The 22,892-nt window shown below is 70.5% G+C and carries 25 protein-coding genes, 1 tRNA gene and 1 pseudogene; 16 read left to right on the forward strand and 11 right to left on the reverse strand.

The features are described from left to right. Positions 1-174 precede the first annotated feature (174 nt). From ACQP1N_RS06450 to ACQP1N_RS06470, 5 genes are all read left to right on the forward strand, one after another. Complete coding sequence (locus tag ACQP1N_RS06450; RefSeq protein WP_433229601.1) at positions 175-504, forward strand: ATP-binding protein; 330 nt, start codon at positions 175-177, stop codon at positions 502-504. A 235-nt stretch (positions 505-739) separates the two neighbouring features. Beyond that, positions 740-1,120: a hypothetical protein gene (locus ACQP1N_RS06455; protein WP_067794180.1), complete on the forward strand. Its 381-nt coding sequence runs from the start codon at positions 740-742 to the stop codon at positions 1,118-1,120. Positions 1,121-1,255: 135 nt separating this feature from the next. Further along, positions 1,256-2,461 (forward strand): Tm-1-like ATP-binding domain-containing protein, encoded by a 1,206-nt coding sequence (locus ACQP1N_RS06460; RefSeq protein WP_433229604.1) that lies wholly within the window; start codon positions 1,256-1,258, stop codon positions 2,459-2,461. Next, positions 2,458-3,279: a phosphoenolpyruvate hydrolase family protein gene (locus ACQP1N_RS06465; protein ID WP_433229606.1), complete on the forward strand. Its 822-nt coding sequence runs from the start codon at positions 2,458-2,460 to the stop codon at positions 3,277-3,279. The genes ACQP1N_RS06460 and ACQP1N_RS06465 overlap by 4 nt, the downstream gene beginning before the upstream one ends. A gap of 218 nt (positions 3,280-3,497) precedes the next feature. After that, a complete protein-coding gene (locus tag ACQP1N_RS06470; protein WP_067794182.1) occupies positions 3,498-3,953 on the forward strand; it encodes a YbaB/EbfC family nucleoid-associated protein in 456 nt (151 codons plus the stop codon). 9 nt (positions 3,954-3,962) lie between these two features. Here ACQP1N_RS06470 and ACQP1N_RS06475 read toward each other — a convergent pair whose 3' ends face one another. The 4 genes from ACQP1N_RS06475 to ACQP1N_RS06490 all read right to left on the reverse strand — a co-directional run bounded on the left by ACQP1N_RS06475 (position 3,963) and on the right by ACQP1N_RS06490 (position 6,699). Continuing rightward, on the reverse strand, positions 3,963-4,823 hold the full coding sequence (locus tag ACQP1N_RS06475) for a hypothetical protein (RefSeq protein ID WP_067794183.1): 861 nt from the start codon (positions 4,821-4,823) through the stop codon (positions 3,963-3,965). Between the two features lie 32 nt (positions 4,824-4,855). Then, positions 4,856-5,776, reverse strand: a complete 921-nt coding sequence (locus tag ACQP1N_RS06480; RefSeq protein ID WP_433229608.1) for a hypothetical protein — start codon at positions 5,774-5,776, stop codon at positions 4,856-4,858. 31 nt (positions 5,777-5,807) lie between these two features. Further along, entirely contained in the window at positions 5,808-6,122 is a 315-nt protein-coding gene (locus tag ACQP1N_RS06485) for a hypothetical protein (RefSeq protein WP_131732677.1), read from the reverse strand. Positions 6,123-6,318: 196 nt separating this feature from the next. Continuing rightward, the gene (locus ACQP1N_RS06490) at positions 6,319-6,699 is read right to left on the reverse strand and encodes a YchJ family protein (RefSeq protein WP_433229612.1); all 381 of its coding nucleotides are present in this window, start codon (positions 6,697-6,699) and stop codon (positions 6,319-6,321) included. A 50-nt stretch (positions 6,700-6,749) separates the two neighbouring features. On the opposite strand from ACQP1N_RS06490, the gene ACQP1N_RS06495 reads away from it, so the two are divergent. The 9 genes and pseudogenes from ACQP1N_RS06495 (at position 6,750) to ACQP1N_RS06535 (ending at position 14,654) form a co-directional block, all read left to right on the forward strand. Further along, positions 6,750-7,547, forward strand: coding sequence for an SAM-dependent methyltransferase (locus tag ACQP1N_RS06495; protein WP_067794187.1), 798 nt, complete (start codon positions 6,750-6,752; stop codon positions 7,545-7,547). A gap of 92 nt (positions 7,548-7,639) precedes the next feature. Next, a complete protein-coding gene (locus ACQP1N_RS06500) occupies positions 7,640-8,041 on the forward strand; it encodes a VOC family protein (RefSeq protein WP_433229615.1) in 402 nt (133 codons plus the stop codon). Positions 8,042-8,050: 9 nt separating this feature from the next. Next, entirely contained in the window at positions 8,051-8,389 is a 339-nt protein-coding gene (locus ACQP1N_RS06505; protein ID WP_433229617.1) for a YciI family protein, read from the forward strand. Further along, positions 8,389-8,961 (forward strand): annotated as a pseudogene (locus ACQP1N_RS06510) (RNA polymerase sigma factor); the annotation flags it as partial. The gene ACQP1N_RS06505 and the pseudogene ACQP1N_RS06510, both read left to right, overlap by 1 nt. A gap of 67 nt (positions 8,962-9,028) precedes the next feature. Continuing rightward, positions 9,029-9,580, forward strand: coding sequence for a DUF6596 domain-containing protein (locus ACQP1N_RS06515; RefSeq protein WP_433229620.1), 552 nt, complete (start codon positions 9,029-9,031; stop codon positions 9,578-9,580). Positions 9,581-9,818: 238 nt separating this feature from the next. Further along, complete coding sequence (gene kdpF / locus ACQP1N_RS06520) at positions 9,819-9,908, forward strand: K(+)-transporting ATPase subunit F (protein ID WP_084262525.1); 90 nt, start codon at positions 9,819-9,821, stop codon at positions 9,906-9,908. Further along, a complete protein-coding gene (kdpA, locus tag ACQP1N_RS06525) occupies positions 9,909-11,573 on the forward strand; it encodes a potassium-transporting ATPase subunit KdpA (RefSeq protein WP_067794191.1) in 1,665 nt (554 codons plus the stop codon). After that, complete coding sequence (gene kdpB, locus ACQP1N_RS06530; RefSeq protein WP_067794192.1) at positions 11,570-13,747, forward strand: potassium-transporting ATPase subunit KdpB; 2,178 nt, start codon at positions 11,570-11,572, stop codon at positions 13,745-13,747. The genes kdpA and kdpB overlap by 4 nt, the downstream gene beginning before the upstream one ends. 1 nt (position 13,748) lies before the next feature. Then, complete coding sequence (locus ACQP1N_RS06535) at positions 13,749-14,654, forward strand: potassium-transporting ATPase subunit C (RefSeq protein WP_067794193.1); 906 nt, start codon at positions 13,749-13,751, stop codon at positions 14,652-14,654. Here ACQP1N_RS06535 and ACQP1N_RS06540 read toward each other — a convergent pair. The 3 genes from ACQP1N_RS06540 to ACQP1N_RS06550 form a co-directional block, all read right to left on the reverse strand. Beyond that, positions 14,645-15,310: a response regulator gene (locus ACQP1N_RS06540; protein ID WP_067794194.1), complete on the reverse strand. Its 666-nt coding sequence runs from the start codon at positions 15,308-15,310 to the stop codon at positions 14,645-14,647. The genes ACQP1N_RS06535 and ACQP1N_RS06540 overlap by 10 nt on opposite strands. Continuing rightward, entirely contained in the window at positions 15,307-17,811 is a 2,505-nt protein-coding gene (locus ACQP1N_RS06545; RefSeq protein ID WP_067794195.1) for a sensor histidine kinase, read from the reverse strand. The genes ACQP1N_RS06540 and ACQP1N_RS06545 overlap by 4 nt, the downstream gene beginning before the upstream one ends. A 421-nt stretch (positions 17,812-18,232) precedes the next feature. Next, positions 18,233-18,305 (reverse strand) — tRNA-Arg (locus ACQP1N_RS06550). 221 nt (positions 18,306-18,526) lie between these two features. On the opposite strand from ACQP1N_RS06550, the gene ACQP1N_RS06555 reads away from it, so the two are divergent. Together ACQP1N_RS06555 and ACQP1N_RS06560 are read left to right on the forward strand one after the other, a co-directional pair. Beyond that, entirely contained in the window at positions 18,527-18,880 is a 354-nt protein-coding gene (locus ACQP1N_RS06555; RefSeq protein WP_131732673.1) for a hypothetical protein, read from the forward strand. Between the two features lie 81 nt (positions 18,881-18,961). Then, positions 18,962-20,002, forward strand: a complete 1,041-nt coding sequence (locus ACQP1N_RS06560; RefSeq protein ID WP_067794207.1) for a D-alanyl-D-alanine carboxypeptidase family protein — start codon at positions 18,962-18,964, stop codon at positions 20,000-20,002. 6 nt (positions 20,003-20,008) lie between these two features. On the opposite strand, the gene ACQP1N_RS06565 is transcribed toward ACQP1N_RS06560, so the two are convergent. The 4 genes from ACQP1N_RS06565 to ACQP1N_RS06580 all read right to left on the reverse strand — a co-directional run bounded on the left by ACQP1N_RS06565 (position 20,009) and on the right by ACQP1N_RS06580 (position 22,835). Further along, positions 20,009-20,422, reverse strand: coding sequence for an MscL family protein (locus tag ACQP1N_RS06565; RefSeq protein ID WP_067794208.1), 414 nt, complete (start codon positions 20,420-20,422; stop codon positions 20,009-20,011). A 309-nt stretch (positions 20,423-20,731) separates the two neighbouring features. Then, on the reverse strand, positions 20,732-21,499 hold the full coding sequence (locus ACQP1N_RS06570; RefSeq protein WP_433229627.1) for an SAF domain-containing protein: 768 nt from the start codon (positions 21,497-21,499) through the stop codon (positions 20,732-20,734). Then, a complete protein-coding gene (locus ACQP1N_RS06575) occupies positions 21,496-22,317 on the reverse strand; it encodes an S-methyl-5'-thioadenosine phosphorylase (protein WP_433229630.1) in 822 nt (273 codons plus the stop codon). Before ACQP1N_RS06575 ends, ACQP1N_RS06570 begins: the two co-directional genes overlap by 4 nt. Positions 22,318-22,475: 158 nt before the next feature. Then, positions 22,476-22,835 carry an FmdB family zinc ribbon protein gene (locus ACQP1N_RS06580; protein ID WP_067794211.1) on the reverse strand — a complete coding sequence of 120 codons (360 nt, stop codon included), beginning with the start codon at positions 22,833-22,835 and terminating at the stop codon, positions 22,476-22,478. Between the last annotated feature and the right edge of the window lie 57 nt (positions 22,836-22,892).

Genomic DNA, 22,892 nt, shown 5'->3' on the forward strand with positions numbered 1-22,892 from the left:
CGGGCGCGATTTCTCGATCCAAGCTTGACAAGCTGCGTACACAACTCTCAAGCTGAGTACTCAGCTTACCCGTCACTTAACGTCATGACTTGATCGCTTGGGGTGCCCTCCTGTATGGAATGGTCCCAGACCTACCCGGGTCTTCTGTCCATGGTGCCTGCGGTTCGCGCATTCGTGCGCGGACTCCTCGATGGCTCCCCGCGAACCTCCGATGCCGAACTCGCCGTCTCGGAACTCGCCGCGAACTCCCTGCGCCACACACCGAGCGGCGGGGCGGGCGGTGAGTTCTCCGTCGCCGTGGCGTTGCGGCCGGGATGGGCGCGCATCGCCGTGACGGACGCCGGGACCGGTGAATGGAAGCGACCCGAGACGTCCCCGGACGCGGTGGCCGAGTACGGACGCGGCCTCTTCATCGTCGAGCAAGTGGCCGACAAGATCGGCCATGACGTCACCGAGTCCGGCCAGATCCTATGGGCGGAGTTCATCTGGGACGTCGAGCCGTGAGCCTGGGGCCGCTGGGGGACAACGGGATGTCGGCCGAGCCATCGGCGCGGCCCGGACCCGGAACGCGCTCACACGTGAGGTCGCCTGCTCAATGCCCCGGACAAGCTGCGCAAGGGGACGGCCAGGCGTGACATCCGAAAAGCGTCCAGCAAGGGTGTGGAGGTGTGAGGTGGGTCGGACGCGGCGGGCGGTGGCATTGATCACGGGTGCCGGAGCAGGAAAGCCGGGGCGAGTCGTGCGGGCGGCCCTGGGCCGCTGGCGGGTGGTGCTGGACTGGCGGACGTGCATAGGCCATGACACGGCGGTGTGGAACCTGGAACTGCTTAAGACCGCACTCAAAGCGAGGGGCTGGCGGTGTGTGGGGCTGTACGAGAAGGAGGAGTTCCGGTACCCGGTGCCGCTGCTGTGGGTGTACGCCAGCGGGGTGGCCGACGACATCGGCGCCGTGGTGACCGTGCGGGCGACGCCGGGCGGGGCGTGGGGCTATTTCGAGACAGGGCTGCGGCGGGGCTGGTTCCTGGCCCCGTGCGGTGACGCCGAAGTGGCGGTGGATCGGCTGGATCGGCTGCTGAAGTACCGGCTGTACCCCAACATCGAATGGACCACCCCGTGCTGAACGGAGCGAGGGGCAGGGGAAACGTCTCGTAGCTCGCGCAGGTTCGAGGCGGGGGCAAAGGGGCCATGTTCCCATCGGCGCGTCCCTGGTTGCCGGGTGATCGGCTGGGAATCGGTATCGGGGATGGGAGGCGCCATGGCGACGGTCGTGCTGGTGGGGACGCTCGATACCAAGGGGGAGGAGTACGCGTGGCTTCGTGAGCGCGTGCGGGAGCTCGGGTGCGACGTGGTTCTCGTGGACGCGGGGGTCGGGCCGTCCGAGGTCGAGGCCGATGTCTCCGCCGAGGAGGTCGCGCGGGCCGGGGGCACTTCTCTTCAGGAGTTGCGGGACGCGGGGGACCGGGGGGCCGCCGTCACCGCGATGGGAGAGGGCGCGGCGGCCGTGCTCGCGGGGCTGGAGCGGGTGGACGCCGTACTCGCCGTGGGCGGCAGCGGCGGGTCGTCCGTCGCGGCGCGGGCCGTGCGGGACCTGCCGATCGGGCTGCCCAAGCTGATCGTGTCCACGATGGCGTCCGGGGACGTCGCACCCTATGTGGGCGCCAGGGACGTGACGCTCACCTACAGCGTGGTCGACATCGCGGGCGTCAACCGGGTGTCGCGGCTGATCCTCGGGAACGCGGCGGCAGCGGCGGCCGGGATGGCGAAGGCTTACGCGCAGGCGCGGTCGGCGCCTGCGGCGGACGAGCGGCCGCTGGTCGGGGCGTCCATGTTCGGGGTCACCACCCCGGCGGTGGACGCGGCGCGGCAGCGGCTGGACGAACTGGGCTACGAGGTGCTCGTCTTCCACGCGACGGGGGCCGGAGGGCGGGCGCTCGAGGGGCTCGTGGAGAGCGGGCTGCTCGCCGGTGTGCTGGATCTGACCACCACGGAGCTGGCGGACGATCTCGTCGGGGGTGTGCTCTCGGCCGGGCCCGGACGGCTCACGGCGGCCGGGCGGCACGGGGTGCCGCAGGTCGTGGCGCCCGGGGCACTGGACATGGTCAACTTCGGGCCGCGCGAGACCGTCCCCGAGCGGTTCGAAGGGCGCGACCTCTACGTCCACAACCCGACCGTGACCCTGATGCGCACGACGCGGGAGGAGATGGCCGAGCTGGGCCGGCGGATCGCCGGCAAGCTCGGGGCCGCGACCGGGCCGACCGCACTGTTCGTCCCGCTCGGGGGCGTGTCGGCGCTGGACGCGCCGGGGATGCCGTTCCACGACCCGGCGGCGGACGAGGCGTGCTTCGCGGCCATGGAAGGCGCCGTGGAGACGGAGAGACTCGACATGAACATCAACGATCCGGTGTTCGGCCGCGCGATGGCCGACCGGCTGCACCAGATGATCTCGGGGGGATCGCAGTGAACCGTGAGACCGTCCTGTTCCGGCTGCGCAACGCCGTCGCGGAGGGCAAGCCGATCATCGGTGCCGGGGCGGGCACCGGGCTGTCCGCCAAGTGCGCGGAGGCCGGCGGCGTCGATCTGATCATCATTTACAACTCGGGCCGGTACCGGATGGCGGGACGAGGGTCGCTGGCCGGGCTGCTGCCCTACGGGGACGCCAACCAGATCGTGGTGGAGATGGCCTCCGAGGTGCTGCCGGTCGTCGAGGACACCCCCGTCCTGGCCGGGGTGTGCGGGACCGACCCGTTCCGGGTGATGCCCGTCTTCCTCGACCAGTTGAAGGCCATGGGATTCGCGGGCGTCCAGAACTTCCCCACGGTCGGCCTCTACGACGGCGTGTTCCGGCAGAACATCGAAGAGACTGGCATGGGGTACGACCTGGAGGTCCAGATGGTGCGGCTCGCGCATGAGCGCGGTCTCGTCACCGCCCCCTACGTGTTCGACGAGGACCAGGCACGGGCCATGGCCGAAGCGGGCGCGGACGTTCTCGTCCCGCACGTCGGGCTCACCACCAAGGGCAGCATCGGCGCGGGCACCGCCCTGACACTGGACGAGGCGGTCGAGCGGGTGCAGGCCATGCGGGACGCCGCACTGGCCGTCCGTCCCGGCATTCTCGTCCTGTGCCACGGCGGCCCCATCGCCGAGCCGGACGACGCCGCCTACGTGCTGTCGCGGACGGAGGGCGTGGTCGGCTTCTTCGGCGCCTCGTCGGTCGAGCGGCTGCCCACCGAGCGGGCCATAACGCAGCAGGTGGCCGCCTTCAAGAACCTTGAGCTTTAACTGCCGCTCAATCAACACACCGGCCACCAGCGGCAACCCGGCAGCATGTGGAGGTTGCTGCTTTTCTTGTCCGACCGATCGGATCGGCGCGGTCGGCGAGGTCGGCCGGAACCAGTCGCCGGAAACGGCTCAAGATCCGACTGCAATGTGCTCCACCGGTTCATAGAACGGCATATTGTGCCGTATTGACGAGTACTTCCCTCCAGAGGAATGTGGCAATGAACCAGTTTCCCGACATCGAACGGACGCTCGGTATCGACCTGGGTGCGCATGCGGAGCGGGCGCGGCGTGTGGCGCAGCAGTCCGCGGAACTCAGTGAACGACTGACGGGACTGGTCGGCCACGCGGAATCCGCGGATGGGCGGATCGGGCTGGCGTTCTCCCCTGAGCGGGGACTCACCGACGTGCGTATCGATCCGCGGACCATGCGGATGGCCTCAGAGGAACTCGCCGAGACGATCCAGCGGCTTTCCCAGGAGGCCGTCGCGGATCTGGAACGGCGTAAACAGGAGATCGCACGGGAGGTCTACGGGGAGGACGCGGAGACCGCCACGACCCCCGTCGATCCGGCCCAGATGCATCAGGCACTGCGGGACATGAACGATGTCTTCTCCGGCGTCTCCCGCGAAGCCACCGCCCTCATGGACCAGATCCGCAAGAACCTGGGCAAATGAAGCCGTGCGTCAGGCGGCTCGACCCTCGGTGAAAAGGTAGGCGAGGACGGAATCGGTGAGCACGGGCGAGCAGTCCGGTGCCAGGCACAGCGCCCACGTGTGGCGGCGGAGCCTGGCGAAACGGCCGACCTCCCTGCCGTCCGGGCGGACGATGGAGTACACGTCACTGGTCTCACCGCGGGTCAGGGCCATCTCGCCCAGGAGCGTCCCATCCGGCCGTTCGATCCTGGGACGGCCGGCCTGGAGCGCGAGGTGCGGGACGACGGTTTCGGCGTGTCCATCCGCATCGAGCATCTGGATCTCGTCGGTGAGCCGCTCCACGATGAACGCGAGTTGCCCGTCGGGGCGGCGGACGGACACGTAGTGCCTGCGGTCGGCCCACGCGGGGACCGGTAGCTCCGGGTCACCCGACCGGGTGCGGAGATGCTCTTCCCCGTCTGGACGTACCGCCCCGGCGTGGTTCACCTCCAGGACGAGGAAGTGATCGGGGGCGTCCAGCAGCCGTCGCGCCGTCTCCTTCACCTCACGGCCGAACCGCCACCGGAGGAAGAGGTAGCCCGGGACGCCGATCGCCATGAGCGCCACCGGCAAGAAGATCGGAGCGTCCGCCCAGAGACTTCCGGCGTGCGCATTCATCGGCCACGGACCGAGCCTGGCCTCGACGGTCCGGCCGATGTCCTTCGGGCCGACGTGGGAGACGGTGGTGGTATGCCGCTTCCCGTCTACGTCCGTCCAGGAACCGTGGCATTCGTAAAATCGCGTCTGGTGTTCACACCGGTCGATCCGCATCGACACCTGCTCACCGAACAGGTGCGTGTAGGTCGTCGCAGTGGGCAGGGAGAGCAGCGTGAGACAGGCTGAAGCCAACATCCACCTGACGCGGCGGTGTCCCCGGGCCCCTATCACTGGTCGGCGGGCGGATCCTCGAACAAGCCCTCGTCGCGCTTGTTCTTGTCTCCGGCCGCACCGGCGAAGTGGTCGGTGATGTTACCGCCCGTCCAGGTGCCGCTGCCGCCGGCGACACCGCCCGTCCGCGCTGGGTTGCCGATGGGATTCGGGAGCCGGAGACCGGGGTCGTTCTTGCCGAGCGGGCTGCCACCGCCGACCTTCATCAGCGCGGCTGTCGCGGTGCGCTCCAGACGGGAGATCGTCCCCCAGATCATGTTGTCGCTTGCGTCCCGCAGCCCGTTCATGAAGTCGTCGAGTGCGGCGTCGTTGCCGTGCGCCTTCTGCCAGCCGACGTCCAGCGCCATCGCGCCCGTGATGACGGCGGCTCCGCCCGCCGCGATCGAGCCCACGAGTCCCGAAACGCTCTCCAGGAACTCGGTGCATTCGATGGCGAACGCCGACGCCGATGCGAGGACCGCGGGATAGGTGAACAGGCCCGCCAGCGCCGCGGCGACGTACAGGGCGTACAGCGCGATCAGCACCGCGATCACGACCATGGCAGCGACGATGAGGAAGAGCAGCCCAGCCACGATGGACATCGTGGTGCCCACCGCGAACGCGAGCTGCTTGGAACCGGTGAGCTGGGATCTGTACTCGTCGATGCGCTTGTCGTAGGCGTCCCGGTCACGCCCCTGCCATTCGTCCTTGGACAGGTTCGTGTTGTCGGCCGCCCCTTGGGCGTTCCCGAGCTGGTCGTAGTTGTCGGCCCACTTCATACCGGCGTCGAGGAGCGCCTGCGGGTCGCACTGGTTCAGATACATGACGATGGACGTCGTCCAGGCCGGCGGGATGAGCGCCGCGGAGACCTGGGTCATCGTCAACGCGGTCGCGGCGGCGAAGGCGACCGGGCTTCCAGACGGGGTGGGGCCAGCCATGACACTCCTGACTTCTCACGGAACTACTGGTTCAAGGACGGGCGAGAGTGCTCTTGACCTCGGCGGAGTCCCAGTTGGTGGCCGATACGGCGAGCAGGTCCCGGAATTTGTTCAGCACCTTCTTCTTGGTCTCCAGGTCCTCTTCCGCGACGTCGAGCGCGGCGGTGTAAGCCATGGAGAGGACATAGGAGGTGGCGGTGAAATTCGCCTGTGTGACGCCCCGCGCACCTTGCAGGTTGTTCCAGGCCAGCTGCAAGTATTGATCAACATTCCTGTGCAGGTTTTTGCCCTGCTGCTTCATCTGTTCCGGCGTGGCTATGCGGTCTCCGCCGTCCCCGGGACTCATTGGAACCTCCATCGTCGTGGGTCGGCCGCTACGAACTCGCAGTCTAGCGATGGACGATCTGTGCAGGGCAAAAGCGAGCGAAGACGGGGTGTGCCTCCCGGTCCAGGTCGTCCACGGACGGGGAGCCTGCTCCGCGCCGGACGAGCGGTCGGGTCCTCCCCGCGCGATCGGATCCGGTGGCCTGCGGAGCGGAATGTCAGAGCATCTTTCCCCGGACGTAGACCCACTCGCCGTCATGCCGGACGAAGCGGCTGACCTCGTGCAATTCACTGGGTTCCGCTTCCGCCCGATAGTGGGCGCGAAATTCCACGATGCCCTTGTCGTCGCCGGGCCCGCCGTTCTCCTCGCGGAGGATCTCCAGCCGCGTCCAGCGTGTGCCGTCCTCGACACCGATCCGCTCCGGACGCGTCGCCGGATGCCACGTCCGCAGCAGATACGCCTCGTCCCCGACGGCGAACGCGCTGAACCGCGACCGCATCAGCTCCGTGGCCGTTTCGGCCGTCGCCCTGCCCTCATGCAACCGGCCGCAGCAGTCCCGGTACCGGGCGCCGACACCGCACGGACACTTTTTCGTCATATCCGCATCCTGCCTTGCCGGGCGGCATACCCGGGGCAACGATGAACGCCATGTCCGCCAACGAGTCGCCCAAGATCGACACGTCCCGCCCTCATCCGGCCCGCCTGTGGAACTACTGGATCGGCGGCAAGGACCATTACGCGATCGACCAGCAGGTCGGCGACCAGGTCGCCAAAGTGTTCCCCAGCGTCCGGGACGTCGCCCGGCATTCCCGGCTGGCCCTTGGGCGCATGGTGCGGCACCTCGCGGCCGAGGAGGGCGTACGGCAGTTCCTGGACGTCGGCACCGGGCTGCCGACCCGCGACAGCGTCCATGAGGTCGCCCAGCGCGTCGCGCCCGAATCGCGTGTGGTGTACGTCGACAACGACCCGCTGGTCCTGGCGCACGCGCGGGCGTTGCTGGTGGGACGGCCGGAAGGAAGGACCGACCACGTCGAATGCGACGTCCGCGACCCGGACCGGCTCCTGGCGGAGGCGGCCCGCACGCTCGACCTCACCCGGCCTGTCGGCCTGATCATGTTCGGGATCATGGGCAACGTGGTCGATGACGACGAGGCGTACGCCATCGTCCGCCGGCTCGTCGGCGCGCTGGCCCCCGGGAGCTTCCTGGCCCTCAACGACGGCACCGGCGTGCTCGACGCAAAGGGGCGTAAAGCGGCCGTCAGGCGTGCGGTGGAGGGGGGCTCCACCCCCTACGCCGTCCGGACGCCCGAGCAGATCGCCGCGTTCTTCACCGGCCTGGAACTGCTCGAACCCGGTGTCGTGTCCACGTCCCGCTGGCGGCCCGAGGCCGCGCCGTCCGGGCCGCCCGCGGTGGACGCCGCCTGCGGGCTGGGCCGCAAGCCATGATCTTCGCGGAGATGTCGGATCGGAGCGCCCGCCGATCGTCTAGGGGGTGACAGCGACCGAACGTCCGCACCGGACGTGGAAAGGAGCACGTCATGGACCTGACGATGAACACGATCGACATCGTGGTGTCCGACATGGACGCCGCCATCGCCTTCTACCGCCGCCTCGGCCTGGAGTTCGACGTGGACGCCGCCTCCCCCGGCCACGCGGGCTGCGACCTGCCCGGCGGCCTCCACCTGATGCTCGACACCGAGGACTTCCGGGGCCCCACCGTCGACGGCTGGACGAAGCCGTCCGGCGGCCCCCGCACCTTCCTCGCCTTCCAGGCCGCGAGCCCGGCGGAGGTGGACGCCAAGTACGGCGAGCTGACCGACGCCGGGTACACCGGGGCCAAGAAGCCGTGGGACGCGTTCTGGGGGATGCGGTACGCGACCGTCCTCGACCCGGACGGCAACGGCATCGACCTGTACGCTCCGCTGCCCGCCGCCGGCTGAGGGGGACATGTGAAGTACGTGCTCATGTTCGTCGAGACCGACGAATACGCGAAGGAACTGGCCGCCATGAGCGACGACGAACGCCAGGCCGCCTACGAGCAGGTCACCGAATGGTTCGCCCGGCATGCCGCGCAGATCACCCATCACGGGCATCTGCGGCCCGCGCACACGGCCACCACCATGCGCTTGGACAGTGCAGAGCCGCTGCTCACCGACGGCCCGTTCGTCGAGGGCAAGGAGGTCGTCAGCGGCTACGTCGAACTGGAGGTGTCCGACCTGGACGAGGCCCTGGCCATCGCCCGGTCCTGGCCCGCCTGCCCCGTCATCGAGATACGCCCCCTCACCTGATGGACGGGGTCCACGCCGAGCTGACCCGCGTGCTGCGCGAGCACGCGGGCCGGCTCACGGCCTGCCTGATCCGGACCCTCGGTGACTTCTCCGCCGCCGAGGACGTCATGCAGGACGCCGTGGAGACCGCGCTGCGCCGCTGGCCCACCGACGGCATCCCGGACCATCCGGACGCCTGGCTGCTCACCACGGCCCGCCGCCGCGGCATCGACCTGCTGCGCCGCGAGGCCGGTCACCGCGCCAAGCTCGCCCGGCTGCGGTGGCCGGTGCCCGGCGAGCCCGACGACCGGCTCAAGCTGATCTTCACCTGCTGCCATCCGGCGCTGCCGGTCCCGGCGCAGGTCGCGTTGACGCTGCGCACCGTGTGCGGGCTGACGACCGGGCAGATCGCCGCCGCGTTCCTCGTCCCGGAGGCGACCGTCGGGCAGCGCATCACCCGCGCCAAACGCAAGATCACCGACGCGGGGATCCCGTACCGCATCCCGCCGGACGCCGAACTCCCCGAGCGGCTGAACCAGGTCCTGGCCGTCGTGTACCTGCTGTTCAACGAGGGATACCTGACGAGCGGCGGCGGCCGGCCCCACGCCCGCGACCTGGTGGACGACGCCCGGTGGCTCGCCGAGAGCCTCGCCTTGGCTGATGCCGCGCCGGCCCGAGATCCTCGGCCTGCTCGCGCTCATCCGGCTTCACCAGGCCCGCACCGCCGCCCGCTTCGACGACGGCCGTCTCGTCCTCCTGCGCGACCAGGACCGCGGCCGGTGGGACCACGACGCCGTCAGGGAGGCCGTCCGGCTGATCGAACGCGCCGCCGCGATGCGCCGTCCCGGCCCCTACCAGCTCCAGGCCGCCATCGTCGCGTGCCATGCGGAGGCCCCCACCTGGGACGACACCGACTGGACGCAGATCCTCGTCCTCTACGACATGCTCCTGAGCATGACGCGGACACCGGTCGTGCGCCTGCACCGCGCCATCGCGCTCCGCTATGTGCGGGGCCCCCAAGCCGCCCTGGACGAACTGGACCCGCTCGCGGAATCCCTGGACGGCCACCACCTGTACCACGCCACCCGGGCCGAATTCCTGCGCGACCTCGGCCGCCACCGCGAAGCCCGCACGGCCGGCAGCCGTGCTCTCGCGCTCACCGGCAATCCCGCCCAGCGGGTTCTTCTCACCGACCGCCTCGCCTGGACCTGACTTCCCCAAGAAAGGCACGGGGTCGCGTCAGCGCCGCGTCAGGATCGGCGGCGACGGTGTCAATATCGCGTAGCGAACGGCAGCACACCGGAAATCCTCCTTATCGTGAGAATCGTCCGACCGGGTATGTGTCGGGGAATTCGATGAGGGAGCCGATCGTGGCCGACGTGGTCTTCGTGCTGCTGACGGTGGCGGTGTTCGCCCTGCTCGGCCTGCTGGTGAAGGGCGTGGAGAAGCTGTGACCGTCGAGAACACCGTCGGGCTGGCGCTCGCGGTGGTGCTGGTCCTGTTCCTGGTGGCGGCACTGTTGTTCCCGGAGCGTTTCTAAATGAATACAACTCTCGCGGGGGTCCTTTTCATTGGGTCCCTCATAATCGCCTTGGCGGTGGTCTACCGGCCGCTGGGCGATTACATGTATCGCGTTTACAGCCGCCGGGAGCACAGCCGGGCGGAACGCGCCGTCTACCGGCTCGTGGGCGCCGATCCGGACGGGGAGCAGACGTGGGGCGTGTACGCCCGCAGCGTGCTGGCCTTCTCGCTGCTCGGCATCCTGTTCCTGTACGGGCTGCAGCGGCTGCAGAACCATCTGCTGCTCAGCCTCGGATTCGCCCCGGTCAAGCCGGACCAGGCGTGGAACACCGCGGTCAGCTTCGTCACCAACACCAACTGGCAGTCGTACTCCGGCGAGACGACGATGGGCCACCTGGTGCAGATGACGGGTCTCGCGGTGCAGAACTTCGTGTCCGCCGCCACCGGCATGTGCGTCGCGGTCGCGCTGATCCGCGGGTTCGCGCGGAAGCGGACCGGGAACCTCGGCAACTTCTGGGTCGACCTGACGCGCACCTGCCTGCGGATCCTGCTGCCCATCGCGTTCGCCGGCGCGGTCGTGCTGATCGCCGGCGGGCTGGTGCAGAACTTCGGCGGCGGCCATGTGGCCGACACGCTCGCCGGGGTCCAGCAGAAGATCCCCGGCGGCCCGGTGGCGAGCCAGGAGGTGATCAAGGAGCTCGGCACCAACGGCGGCGGCTTCTACAACGCCAACTCCGCGCACCCGTTCGAGAACGCCGTGGCATGGACGAACTGGCTGGAGATCTTCCTGATCCTGGTGATCCCGTTCTCGCTGTGCCGGACGTTCGGCCGCCTGGTCGGGCAGAACCGGCAGGGCTACGCGATCCTCGCGGTGATGGGCACGATCGCCGTCGTCAGCGTCGCACTGGTCAACGTCTTCCAGCTCATGCACCACGGGACCGTCCCGACCGCGGCCGGGGCCGCGACGGAGGGCGCGGAGACGCGGTTCGGCGTCGCGAACTCGGCGACGTTCGCGGGGGCGACCACGCTGACCTCCACCGGCGCCGTGGACTCCTTCCACGACTCCTACACCAGCCTCGGCGGCATGATGACGCTGGTCAACATGATGCTCGGCGAGGTCGCGCCCGGCGGGGTCGGCTCCGGCCTGTACGGGATGCTGATCCTGGCCGTGATCACCGTGTTCGTCGCCGGGCTGATGGTCGGCCGGACCCCCGAGTACCTCGGCAAGAAGATCGGGTCCCGCGAGATCAAGTTCGCGGCGATGTACTTCCTCATCACCCCGATCCTGGTGCTGGTGGGCACGGGCGTGGCGATGGCGACCGACAGCGGCCGGGCCGGGATGCTCAACCACGGGCCGCACGGGCTGTCGGAGGTGCTGTACGCGTTCACCTCGGCGTCCAACAACAACGGCTCGGCGTTCGCCGGGCTGACCGTCAACACCGTCTTCTACGACACGGCGCTCGGCCTGTGCATGGCCCTCGGCCGTTTCATACCGATGATTTTCGTGCTGGCGCTGGCGGGATCGCTGGCGCGGCAGGGACACGCCCCCGAGTCGGGCGGCACGCTGCCCACGCACCGTCCCCAGTTCGTCGGGATGGTCGTCGGGGTCACCGTCATCCTCGTCGCCCTCACGTTCCTCCCCGCGCTGGCGCTGGGGCCGTTGGCCGAAGGAATCCACTCATGACGACGCGAACCCTCCAGACTCCGAGTCCGGCGCCGCAGCCGCCCGGACGCCGCGGAGAGGGCAAGGTCCGGGGCGGCCTGCTCGATCCGAAGCAGCTGGCGAAGTCCCTCCCGGACGCGGCGCGCAAGCTCGATCCGCGCACCCTGTGGCGCAACCCGGTCATGTTCATCGTGGAGATCGGCGCCGTGTGGACCACGGTCCTGGCCGGCCTGCACCCGAGCGCGTTCGGCTGGCTGATCGCGGTGTGGCTCTGGCTCACCGTCGTCTTCGCCAACCTGGCGGAGGCGGTTGCCGAAGGCCGGGGCAAGGCACAGGCGGACGCGCTGCGCCGGGCCAAGACCGACGCCGTGGCACGCCGCCTGATCGGCTGGAGGCCGGGGGACAGGGACGTCCGCGAGGAGGAGATCGGCGCCCCCCAGCTGCGGCAGGGCGACCTTGTCATCGTCGAGGCCGGCGAGATCATCCCCGGTGACGGGGACGTGGTCGAGGGCATCGCCAGCGTGGACGAGTCGGCGATCACCGGCGAGTCCGCCCCGGTGATCCGCGAGTCCGGCGGTGACCGGTCCGCGGTGACCGGCGGGACGAAGGTGCTGTCCGACCGCATCATCGTCAAGATCACCCAAAAACCCGGCGAGTCGTTCATCGACCGCATGATCGCGCTGGTCGAGGGATCGAGCCGGCAGAAGACCCCGAACGAGATCGCGCTCAACATCCTGCTCGCCGCGCTGACGATCATCTTCCTGCTGGCCGTCGCGACGCTCCAGCCGCTGGCGATCTACTCCAAAAGCGGCAACCCCGGCGTCGGCGACACCCTCGCCCTGGACGCGCACGGCGTCACCGGGATCGTGCTGGTGTCGCTGCTGGTCTGCCTGATCCCCACCACGATCGGGGCGCTGCTGTCGGCGATCGGCATCGCGGGCATGGACCGGCTCGTCCAGCGCAACGTCCTGGCGATGTCGGGCCGCGCCGTCGAGGCGGCGGGCGACGTCAACACGCTGCTGCTGGACAAGACCGGCACGATCACCCTCGGCAACCGGCAGGCCGCCGAGTTCCTGCCGGTCGCGGGCGTGAGCGCGGACGAGCTGGCCGACGCGGCGCAGCTGTCCAGCCTGGCCGACCAGACCCCCGAGGGCCGCTCGGTCGTGGTGCTGGCCAAGGAGCGCCACGGCCTGCGCGAACGCACGCCCGGCGAGCTGTCCCACGCCACCTGGGTGCCGTTCACCGCGCAGACCCGGATGAGCGGCGTGGACCTGGACGATTCCGGGGACGGCAAGCCGGACCGGGTGCTGCGCAAGGGCGCCGCGGGCGCGGTCGCCGACTGGGTGCGCGAGCGGGGCGGGACCGTGCCGGCCGAACTGGGCCGGATCGTGGACGGCATCTCGGCGAGCGGCGGCACACCGCTGGTCGTCGGCGAGGTCGCGGACGACACGGCGAAGGTGCTGGGCGTCATCCACCTCAAGGACGTGGTGAAGGCCGGGATGCGGGAGCGGTTCGACGAGATGCGCCGGATGGGCATCCGCACCGTGATGATCACCGGCGACAACCCGCTGACCGCCAAGGCCATCGCGGACGAGGCCGGGGTGGACGACTTCCTCGCCGAGGCCAGGCCCGAGGACAAGCTCGCGCTCATCAAGCGGGAGCAGGAGGGCGGCCGGCTCGTCGCGATGACCGGGGACGGCACCAACGACGCCCCCGCCCTCGCGCAGGCCGACGTCGGCGTCGCCATGAACACCGGCACCTCGGCCGCCAAGGAGGCCGGGAACATGGTCGACCTGGACTCCGACCCCACCAAGCTCATCGAGATCGTGGAGATCGGCAAGCAGCTGCTCATCACCCGCGGCGCCCTCACCACGTTCTCGATCGCCAACGACATCGCCAAGTACTTCGCGATCATCCCGGCGCTGTTCGCCGGCCTGTATCCGGGCCTGGACGCCCTCAACATCATGCGGCTGCACAGCCCGCAGTCGGCGATCCTGTCCGCCGTCGTGTTCAACGCGCTGATCATCATCGCGCTGATCCCGCTGGCCCTGCGCGGTGTCCAGTACCGCCCCAGCAGCGCGTCCAAGCTGCTCTCGCGGAACCTGTACGTCTACGGGCTGGGCGGCATCGTCGCGCCGTTCGTCGGCATCAAGCTCATCGACCTGTTCATTCGTTTCGTTCCGGGGATGTCCTGACATGCGGTACCCAACCTGGCTCCGGCGGCATCTGGCCGCGCTCCGCGCCCTGCTCGTGCTGACCGTGCTGCTCGGCGTCGCCTACCCGCTGGCCGTCTACGGGGCCGGGCGGCTTCCCGGCCTCAAGCACCACGCCGACGGCTCCCTCGTCACCTCCCATGGCCGGACGGTCGGCAGCGAGCTGATCGGCCAGTCGTTCACCGGCAAGAACGGTGAACCGCTCAAGCAGTACTTCCAGGGACGCCCGTCCACCGGCGGCTACGATCCGGCGGCCTCCGGCGCGAGCAACCTCGGCCCCGAGGACATCGTCGACACCCTGCCCAACCCCGAACTCGGCAAGACCGACCCGAACGCGAGCCAGAGCCTGCTCACCCAGGTCTGTGCGCGCAGCAGGGCGATCGGCGAGTTCAACGGCGTGAGCGGCGCGCGCCCGTTCTGCACCCCCGGCGGTGCCGGCGCGGTGCTGGCCGTCTTCGGGCACCGCGCGGCGGACGGGACGATCCCGCACCCGACCCGCGTCGTCAGCCTGAACGAGGAGCAAGGCGTGGTGAAGGCGCCGTTCCTCGCGTCCTACAAGGGGGTCAAGGTCGAACTGGCCCGGTTCGGCGAGAACTACGCGACCGGGCTGATCGTCCCCGTCCGGGGCGACGCACCCGCGGAACCCGCCGTCCCGCCGGACGCCGTCACCGCGAGCGGCAGCGGCCTGGACCCGCACATCTCACCCGCCTACGCCGGCCTCCAGACCGAGCGCGTCGCCCAGGCGCGCGGCACCACACCCGCCCAGGTCGCGCGCCTCGTCCGGCAGAACACGACCGGACGTGCCCTCGGCTTCATGGGCGAACCGGCCGTCAACGTCCTCAAGCTCAACCTCGCCCTCGACCGCGCGTTCCCGGCCCGTCAGGGCTGATAGCGGTAGCCCATCCCCGGCTCCGTCAGCAGGTGCCGGGGATGGGACGGGTCGAGCTCCAGCTTGCGGCGCAGTTGGGCCATGTACTGGCGCAGATAGTGGGTTTCGCTCCGGTACGCCGGGCCCCACACCGTGGTGAGGAGCTGCTGCTGGGCGACGAGCTTGCCGGGATTGCGGAGCAGGACGTCCAGCAGCCGCCATTCGGTGGGCGTCAGATGCACGCCGCCCGACACCGTCTTCGCCGCCAGGTCGATCGTGTGCCCGCCCACCTGGACGGGTGTGACGGAATCGGGGGAGGAGATCCGGCGGGTCACCGCGCGGATGCGCGCGACCAGCTCCTCGATGTCGAACGGCTTGGTGACGTAGTCGTCGGCGCCGGCCTCCAGCGCCTCGACCTTGTCGCCGCTGCCCGCCCGTCCCGACAGCACGATGATCGGCACCTGCGTCCAGCCGCGCAGCCCGTGGATCACCTCGATGCCCTCCAGATCGGGCAGGCCGAGGTCGAGGACGACCAGGTCCGGATGCCACGAGCCGGCCCGGCGCAGCGCGGTGGTGCCGTCGGCGGCGACCTCCACCTCGTACTCACGGGCCCGCAGGTTGATCCGCAGCGCCCGCAGGAGCTGGGGTTCGTCGTCGACGACGAGGACCCGGGTCACGGTGTCTCCTTCCGGTGGACGGGCAGCGCGACGATCATCGTGAGGCCGCCGCCCGGGGTGTCCTCGGGGATCAGCTCACCGCCCATCGCCTCCGTGAGCCCGCGTGCGAGCGCCAGCCCGAGCCCGACGCCGGTGTGGTTGTCGCGGTCGCCGAGCCGCTGGAACGGCAGGAACGCCTGTTCGCGCTCGCCGGACGGTATGCCGGGCCCGCGGTCGGCGATCCGCAGCTCCACCCGGTCGCGGATCGCGCCCGCGGTGATCAGCACGGGCTCGCCGGGCGGGCTGTGCCGCAGCGCGTTGGCGATGAGGTTGACCAGGACGCGTTCGAGCAGGGCCGGGTCGGCGGAGACCTCGGGCAGATCCGCGGCGAGTTCCACCGTCACCGCGCCGCCGCCCAGATCGTCGAGGGCGCGCGGCACCACCTCGTCCAGCGCCAGGGGGCGCGCGGCGATACCGAGGACGCCCGCCTGCAACCGGCTCATGTCCAGCAGGTTCGCGACCAGCCGGTCAAGCCGGTCCAGCGACTGCCGGGCGGTGTCGAGCAGCTCGGCGCGCTCCTCGTCGGTCCAGGCGACCGAGGTGCCGCCGAGGCTGTCGACGGCGGCCTTCGCCGAGGCCAGCGGGGTGCGCAGGTCGTGGCTGACCGCGTTCAGCAGGGCGGTCCGCATCCGGTCGGCGGCCTCCAGCGGACGCGCCTTCTCCGCCTCCGCCCGCAGCCGCTGCTGCCGCAGCGCCCCCGCCGCCTGGAGGGCGAACGCCTCCAGGACGCGCCGGTCCCCGGCCGGCATCGGACGGCCGCGGACCGCCAGTGCCAGATCGTCCCCGACCGGGATCTCGGCGTCGCCGTCGCCGGGCGAGGCGCACGGACGGCCGCCGACGGTCGCGACGATCCGCCAGTCCCCGTCCGCCGAGGGACGTTCCAGCAGCGTGACCGACGTGAGCGCGAACGTCTCCCGCAGCCGCCCGAGGACGGCCCCGAGCGCGTGCTCGCCGCGCAGGACGTCCCCCGCCAGCGTGGACAGGACCTCCGCCTCGGTCCCCAGCCGCGCCGCCTCCCGGGACCGCCGCGCGGCGCGGTCCACCACGACGCTCACCCCGATCGCGACCAGCACGAACACCGCCAGGGCCAGCAGGTTCTCCTGATCGGAGACGGTCAGCCGGTTCACCGGCGGGGTGAAGAACCAGTTGAGCAGCAGGAACCCGGCGACCGCCGAGAGCAGCGCCGGCCACATCCCGCCGACCAGCGCGATCGCGACCACCGCCGCCAGGAAGAACAGGATGTCGGACGGCAGCGAGATCGCCGGGCGCGCCGTCAGCAGCCCGGCCGTCAACAGCGGCAGCCCGGCCACGGCCAGCAGCAGCCCGCCGAGCCGGCGGCTCACCGACAACCCCTGCTCCCGGCCCGGCCGCCCGACGCCGTGCCGCGCCTGCTCGTGCGTGACCATGTGCACGTCGATCGAGCCGGACCGCGCCGTCGTCGTCACCCCGATCCCCGGCCGCAGCAGCTGCGCGAACCGTCCCCGCCGCGACACCCCGAGGACGAGCTGCGTCGCGTTCACGCCCCGCGCGAAATCGAGCAGCGCCTGCGGCACGTCGTCCCCGATGACCTGGTGGTAGGTGCCGCCCAGCCCCTCCACGATGTGCCGCTGCCGCGCCAGGTCGCCGGGCCGTGCCCCGGCCAGGCCGTCACCGCGCGCGACATGCACCGCGAGCAGGTCCGCGCCCTTCGAGCGGGCGGTGATGCGGGCGGCGCGGCGCAGCAGCGTGTCCCCCTCCGGGCCACCGGTCAGCGCGACGACGACACGCTCGCGCGTCTCCCACGTCCCGCCGATGCCGTGGTCGGCCCGGTACCGGTCGAGCTGCTCGTCCACCTTGCCGGCCAGCCACAGCAGCGCCAGCTCCCGCAGCGCCGTCAGGTTGCCGACCCGGAAGTAGTTGGACAGCGCCGCGTCCACCTTCTCCGGCCGGTAGATGTTGCCGTGCGCCATCCGCCGCCGCAGCGCCTCCGGCGCCATGTCGACCAGCTCCACCTGGTCGGCGCGGCGGACCATCTCGTCCGGCAGCGTCTCCCGCTGCGTCACCCCGGTGATCTGCTCGACGACGTCGTTGACCGACTCCAGATGCTGGATGTTCACGGTCGAGATCACGTCGATCCCGGCGTCCCGGATGTCCTCGACGTCCTGCCACCGCTTCGCGTGCCCGGTGCCGGGAACATTGGTGTGCGCCAGCTCGTCGACCAGGACGACCGCGGGCGCACGGTCGATCACCGCGGCCACGTCCAGCTCGCCGAACTCCGCGCCGCGATAGGTCACCTTCCTGCGCGGGACGACCTCCAGCCCCTCCAGCAGCTCCGCAGTGCGCGGCCGGTCATGCGTCTCCACATAGCCGACGACCACGTCGGTACCGCGCTCCTGCCGCCGCCGCGCCTCCGCCAGCATCGCGAAGGTCTTCCCCACCCCGGGCGCGGCCCCGAGGTAGACGCGGAGCTGCCCTCTGGCCATGCTCCCCATCCTTCCAGGCCGAAACCCCACCCTCCGGTGGCGTCACCTGGAAGGACAACATGCGCCGCCCCCCAACCGATCCCATCTTGACGGATTCCCTACGCCGCCACCCCCACCCTTCACACAACCCATACACACACTCAACGCCAGAAACCAGCAAGTCCGTCAGGGAGAACGAACCCCAACAACCCACCTGGACCCGTCCCGAGGGGAGTCCGAAGAACCGACTGATGGGAGGCGAGATCGCAGTCCGCAAGGCCACGCCGCCCAGATGACGGCGCCCTGCGTGCGGAACACCCGCTCAAACACCGCTGACCACCACGCCTGGTGTCATCCCGGCCCAACGGCAGGCGGGAGAACCCCCTGAGCAATCAAAAACCCGTGCGTGATCGCCATCACGCACGGGCCACGGGCCACGGGGCGCCCCCGGCAGGATTCGAACCTGCGACACCCGCTTTAGGAGAGCGGTGCTCTATCCCCTGAGCTACGGAGGCATGTCGTCGCTTGCGGCAAGAGCGTAGCGGACGGCACGTACAGGGTAGGGGAAAGGGGGCGGTGGGCGCTTCTTCTTATGGGGCTGGTGGAAGTTCTAGGCCGGGTGGGGCCGGGGTGGGTACGCTTCAGTGCCGTGACCGGACGGCATCGCGGGCAATCAAAGACAAAGGCCGTCGAGGACGGGGTGGACGAAGGTGCGTCCCGGGGTAGACGGGTCGTGGTGATCGTCGGTGCCCTCGCGGTTCCCGTCGTGCTGGCGGGCGCGGTCGTGTTCGGGATGCGGGACGGGCCCGTCCGGGAGCGGCCGGGGTCGGCGCCGGCGCAGAACGCCGCGCCGGCCACGCCGGAGGGCGAGCCGACGTACGGCAGGTACGTGCCGCCCGAGATGGCGCCGCAGGTGGGGACGAAGGCGCCGCCGCAGCCGTCCGTGCCGGTGGTGAGGCCGCGCAGGACGACGACTCCCACGGCGTCGCCGTCCCCGACGCGGCGGACACGGCGGCCGTGCCCGGCGGGCTGGGACGACGTCGGGTGGATGCACCGGTGGTGCGAGCGGCAAGGTGACCATGACGACTGAAGCGGTTACGCGCAGGTCATCGTGGACCTGTAGTAGCGTTCTGCCGCTGTTCCGCATTCGGGCATCTGGAGGAAAACCACCGTGCCGAACCCCCGGTCGGCGGCGCTGATCGCGGTCTTCCTGGTGACGGCGATGCTGTCATCGCACGGCGCCGCGGTCGCGGCGACGAGCCCGGCCGACTCGCTGGAGTCGCTGCGCCGCGAGGCGTCGAAGGCTCGGGACGAGCTGGAGAAGGCCACCGAGCAGATGAAGGGCCGGCAGAAGGACCTCGCCGCCTCGCAGGTGAAGCTGCGCGGCACGCTGAAGGACCTCGCCGTGGCGGAGGCCGAGCTGAACCGGATCCGGGGGCCGCTGGCGAAGCTCGCGAACACCGCCTACCAGCAGAGCGGCGCGGCCGGGTCCATGGCGATCTTCGGGGGCGGCGACCCGGGCCACGCGCTGCGTTCGACGGCGGACGTGACGCTGCTCGCCCAGTCGCAGCAGGCACTGGTGGACCGCGCCGGCGAGCTGCAGGACCGGCGGCGGCGGCTCGCGTCCACCGCGCAGGAGCTGCAGTCGCGCAACGCGGTGGAGCAGACCCGCCTCCAGCAGGAGGTGGACGGGCTGAAGACCAAGTCGGCGCAGCTGACGAAGCAGCTCAACACGATGCTCGACAAGCTCGCGGTGACCCGCCAGAAGCGGCTGGAACTCGGCTGCGACAAGAGCCTCGCCGCGGACGCGAAGAAGTTCCCCAACGGGCTGATCCCGGCGAAGTACCTGTGCCCGCTGCCGCAGAAGGGCGGGCACAGGCTGCGGGCGGACGCGGCGCTCGCGTTCTACAAGCTGAACGCCGCCTACAAGCGCCAGTTCGGCCGGGACATGTGCGTGACGGACGCGTACCGGAGCCTGTCCGAGCAGCATGCCGTGTACGCCCGGCGGCCGGGGTTCGCGGCCGTTCCCGGGACGAGCAACCACGGCAAGGGCCAGGCACTCGACCTGTGCGGCGGTATCCAGAGTTCGGGGTCGGTCCAGTTCAACTGGATGGAGGCCCACGCCGGGACGTACGGATGGATTCATCCGGCGTGGGCCTACAGCAACCCGTTCGAGCCCTGGCACTGGGAGTACGGGACCGAGAACGGGTGAGGGGGCCTAATAGGGGGTCTCGGTCGCGGGGACGACCTCCGACGTGCAGTAGCGGCAGCGGCTGGCCTTCAGCGGGATATCGCTGAGGCACTGCGGGCATTCGCGCTCGGTGGCCTCCTTGCCGCGGTCCATCCGCTCGATCAGCTTGGTGGTCGGCAGGACGACCAGGAAGTAGACGATCGCCGCCGTGATGAGGAACGTGATCGCGGACGTCAGGAAGATCCCGTACGGGAACGTGGTGCCGTCGATCTTGACGGCGAGCCGTGTGTAGTCGGGTTTGCCGCCGATGAGCGCGATCAGCGGGGTGATGAACGAGTTCGCGAAGTCCTTCACCAGGCCCGCGAACGCGGCCCCGACGACGAACGCGACCGCCAGCTCGACCAGGTTTCCGCGGAACAGGAACTTCTTGAATCCGCTCATGGGGGCTCCAGGGGATGTCGGGGGTGCGGCCCCCTGGCTGAGGGGGCGCCGGAACGGCAACGGATCGTAGTGATCCCTCCCTGTTCCGCCAAGTCGGCCATGCTCCACGACCTGCGGCTTCCTTTTCGCCCGCTGCGATTGCCGGTGGTCTCCGGCTCCTTCCCGGCGGCCGGCTCAAGTCCCGGGAGTGTCGGTGCCGGACACAGCGCCGTCCCTCGACCGCCTGTGGCTTTCGCGACGCCGGCCGGTCGGCGTCGCGAGCGGGCGCCGGTGCCCGGTTCGCGTGCCGGGCCTCCACGTTGGCGTCCTCTAGGGGCCGGTGATCGTCAGGGACAGGTGGGGGCCGGCTGCGGCCAGGGCCAGCGCCTGGGGTCTGTCGGTCGCCAGAACGATCAGTGCGCCGTCTTGCGCGGTGTCTTCGGGTTTCGGCGGGATCGCCACGATCGGGACGTCGGACGCCACGACGCGGGCGTCGTTCCAGTTCGGCTCTGTGGTGGCTCGTGTCTTCGTTGTGAAGGGACGCCACGCCGGCGGTCGGCCCAGGGCGGGCTGGACCTGACGAGGTCTGGGCGATGATTCTTGGGCGTTGCCGGGAGCGTCCGCAGCACCCTGGAACGGACGGTCGCCGGTCGGGCCGCGGGCTTCTTCGGGGGGCTCGGGTTCGCCGGTGGGAGTCGTGAGGACGTCTATGCGGTCGCCCGGATGGAGCAGCCGGACGGCGTCGGGGTCGGCTATGCGGACCGGGGTGGCCACCTTGCCGGGGCCGTAGCCGCGGAGTAGGGCGTCGCCTATCACGCGGACGTCGGTCAGAGGTTCGCCTTGGCGCATGGGGCCCGCGATGACGCGGCCCACGGCGCCCGTGCGGAGCGCGCCGGCCGGGACGGAGGCGGGCGGCAGGGCCACGGGACGCAGATCGGAGGGGCCGAGGGCCGTCCCCGCGGGGAGGTCGCGGGCGGCGGCGAGGACGCGGGCGGACGGGGGCGCTCCCGGCCGGAGCGCGAGCAGGGCGAGGCCGGCGGCGGCCGCGGCGAACAGGGCCGCCAGCGGCCGCCGCAGGCGGGTTAACCGGGTGTTCACGGCAGTTCCAGGGGGAGCTTCATGCCGTCCAGGACGTTCGGGCAGGGGCAGGTGCGCTCGGTGGGCAGCGCCTTGACCACGTCGGTGACCAGGGCGCGCAGGCGGCCGATGTTCTGGCCGAAGACCCGGAGGACCTCCTCCATCGTGACGCCGTCGCCCTCCTCGATGCCCGCGTCCAGGTCGGTGACGAGGCAGAGGGAGGTGTAGCAGAGCGCGAGTTCGCGGGCGAGGACGGCCTCCGGGTGGCCGGTCATGCCGATCAGCGTCCAGCCCTGGGAGGCGAACCACCGGGACTCGGCGCGGGTGGAGAAGCGCGGGCCCTCGATGACGACGAGCGTGCCGCGGTCGACGGGCTCCCAGGCGGAGGCGCGGGCGGATTCGATGGCGGTGCGGCGGCCGGTGGGGCAGTACGGGTCGGCGAACGACACGTGGATCGCGGCGCCCTCGCCGTAGAAGGTCTGGGCGCGTCCGGACGTCCGGTCGGCGAGCTGGTCGGGGACGGCGAGCGTGCCGGGCCCGTAGCCGGGGGTCAGCGAGCCGACCGCGCACGGCCCCAGTACCTGCCGGACGCCGAGGGAGCGCAGCGCCCACAGGTTGGCCCGGTACGGGATCTGGTGCGGCGGGAACCGGTGGTCGCGGCCGTGCCGGGGGACGAACGCGACGCGGCGCCCGGCCAGCTCGCCGACCGCGATGGGGTCGCTCGGCGGGCCGTAGGGGGTGTCGACCTGGATTTCCTCGATGTCGTCGAGGAACGAGTAGAAGCCGGAGCCGCCGATGACCCCGATCTCGGCGGCGGGCTGGGAACCGGAAGTGGCCATGGCGCCGACACTAGCCATCCCGCGCCGGTCCCCGGCAGGGCGTTCGCCGATTGTGGATAACCGGGAAGGGGGCCGGCCGCGGCCGGCGTCCGGGCATGGCGAAAGCCGGGGGATCCGCGCTCGGATCCCCCGGTGCGGCGTAGGGGAGACCTAGAAGGTCAGGCGACCTTTTCGGACGAAGAGCCGGCCTTGCTGGACGACGAGGAGTCGCCGCCAGACGAAGACGAGGACGCCCCGGAGGTGGCGGAGTCGCCGCCAGAGGAGCCGTCGGCCGAACCGTTGGCTGAGCCGCCGGACGAGCCATTGGACGAGGAGCCCACGGTCGAGGACGACTTGCCGGAGCCGCGGCTGTCGGTGCGGTAGAAACCCGACCCCTTGAAGATGATCCCCGCCGCGGAGAAGACCTTGCGGAGCCTGCCGCTGCACGCCGGGCATTCGGTCAGCGCGTCGTCGCTGAACTTCTGCACGACCTCCAGAGGCTCGCCGCACTCGGTGCAAACGTACTGATACGTCGGCACGGTTCCTCCTAGCTGACTCAGCCCGGCGGAGTCCGGACTGGCACTCACTATGAACGA

The organism is Actinomadura formosensis, assembly GCF_050948385.1.
In the GTDB taxonomy this organism is placed as follows: Bacteria; Actinomycetota; Actinomycetes; order Streptosporangiales; family Streptosporangiaceae; genus Spirillospora; species Spirillospora formosensis.

Coding starts and splice junctions, on each gene's coding strand:
- ACQP1N_RS06575 (WP_433229630.1), bottom strand. CDS start 22,317: ATGGCCACTTCCGGTTCCCAGCCCGCCGCCGAGATCGGGGTCATCGGC.
- ACQP1N_RS06535 (WP_067794193.1), top strand. CDS start 13,749: ATGCGGTACCCAACCTGGCTCCGGCGGCATCTGGCCGCGCTCCGCGCC.
- ACQP1N_RS06460 (WP_433229604.1), top strand. CDS start 1,256: ATGGCGACGGTCGTGCTGGTGGGGACGCTCGATACCAAGGGGGAGGAG.
- ACQP1N_RS06565 (WP_067794208.1), bottom strand. CDS start 20,422: ATGAGCGGATTCAAGAAGTTCCTGTTCCGCGGAAACCTGGTCGAGCTG.
- ACQP1N_RS06480 (WP_433229608.1), bottom strand. CDS start 5,776: ATGGCTGGCCCCACCCCGTCTGGAAGCCCGGTCGCCTTCGCCGCCGCG.
- ACQP1N_RS06485 (WP_131732677.1), bottom strand. CDS start 6,122: ATGAGTCCCGGGGACGGCGGAGACCGCATAGCCACGCCGGAACAGATG.
- ACQP1N_RS06490 (WP_433229612.1), bottom strand. CDS start 6,699: ATGACGAAAAAGTGTCCGTGCGGTGTCGGCGCCCGGTACCGGGACTGC.
- ACQP1N_RS06545 (WP_067794195.1), bottom strand. CDS start 17,811: ATGGCCAGAGGGCAGCTCCGCGTCTACCTCGGGGCCGCGCCCGGGGTG.
- kdpB (WP_067794192.1), top strand. CDS start 11,570: ATGACGACGCGAACCCTCCAGACTCCGAGTCCGGCGCCGCAGCCGCCC.
- ACQP1N_RS06495 (WP_067794187.1), top strand. CDS start 6,750: ATGTCCGCCAACGAGTCGCCCAAGATCGACACGTCCCGCCCTCATCCG.
- ACQP1N_RS06470 (WP_067794182.1), top strand. CDS start 3,498: ATGAACCAGTTTCCCGACATCGAACGGACGCTCGGTATCGACCTGGGT.
- ACQP1N_RS06475 (WP_067794183.1), bottom strand. CDS start 4,823: ATGTTGGCTTCAGCCTGTCTCACGCTGCTCTCCCTGCCCACTGCGACG.
- ACQP1N_RS06515 (WP_433229620.1), top strand. CDS start 9,029: ATGCCGCGCCGGCCCGAGATCCTCGGCCTGCTCGCGCTCATCCGGCTT.
- ACQP1N_RS06500 (WP_433229615.1), top strand. CDS start 7,640: ATGGACCTGACGATGAACACGATCGACATCGTGGTGTCCGACATGGAC.
- kdpA (WP_067794191.1), top strand. CDS start 9,909: ATGAATACAACTCTCGCGGGGGTCCTTTTCATTGGGTCCCTCATAATC.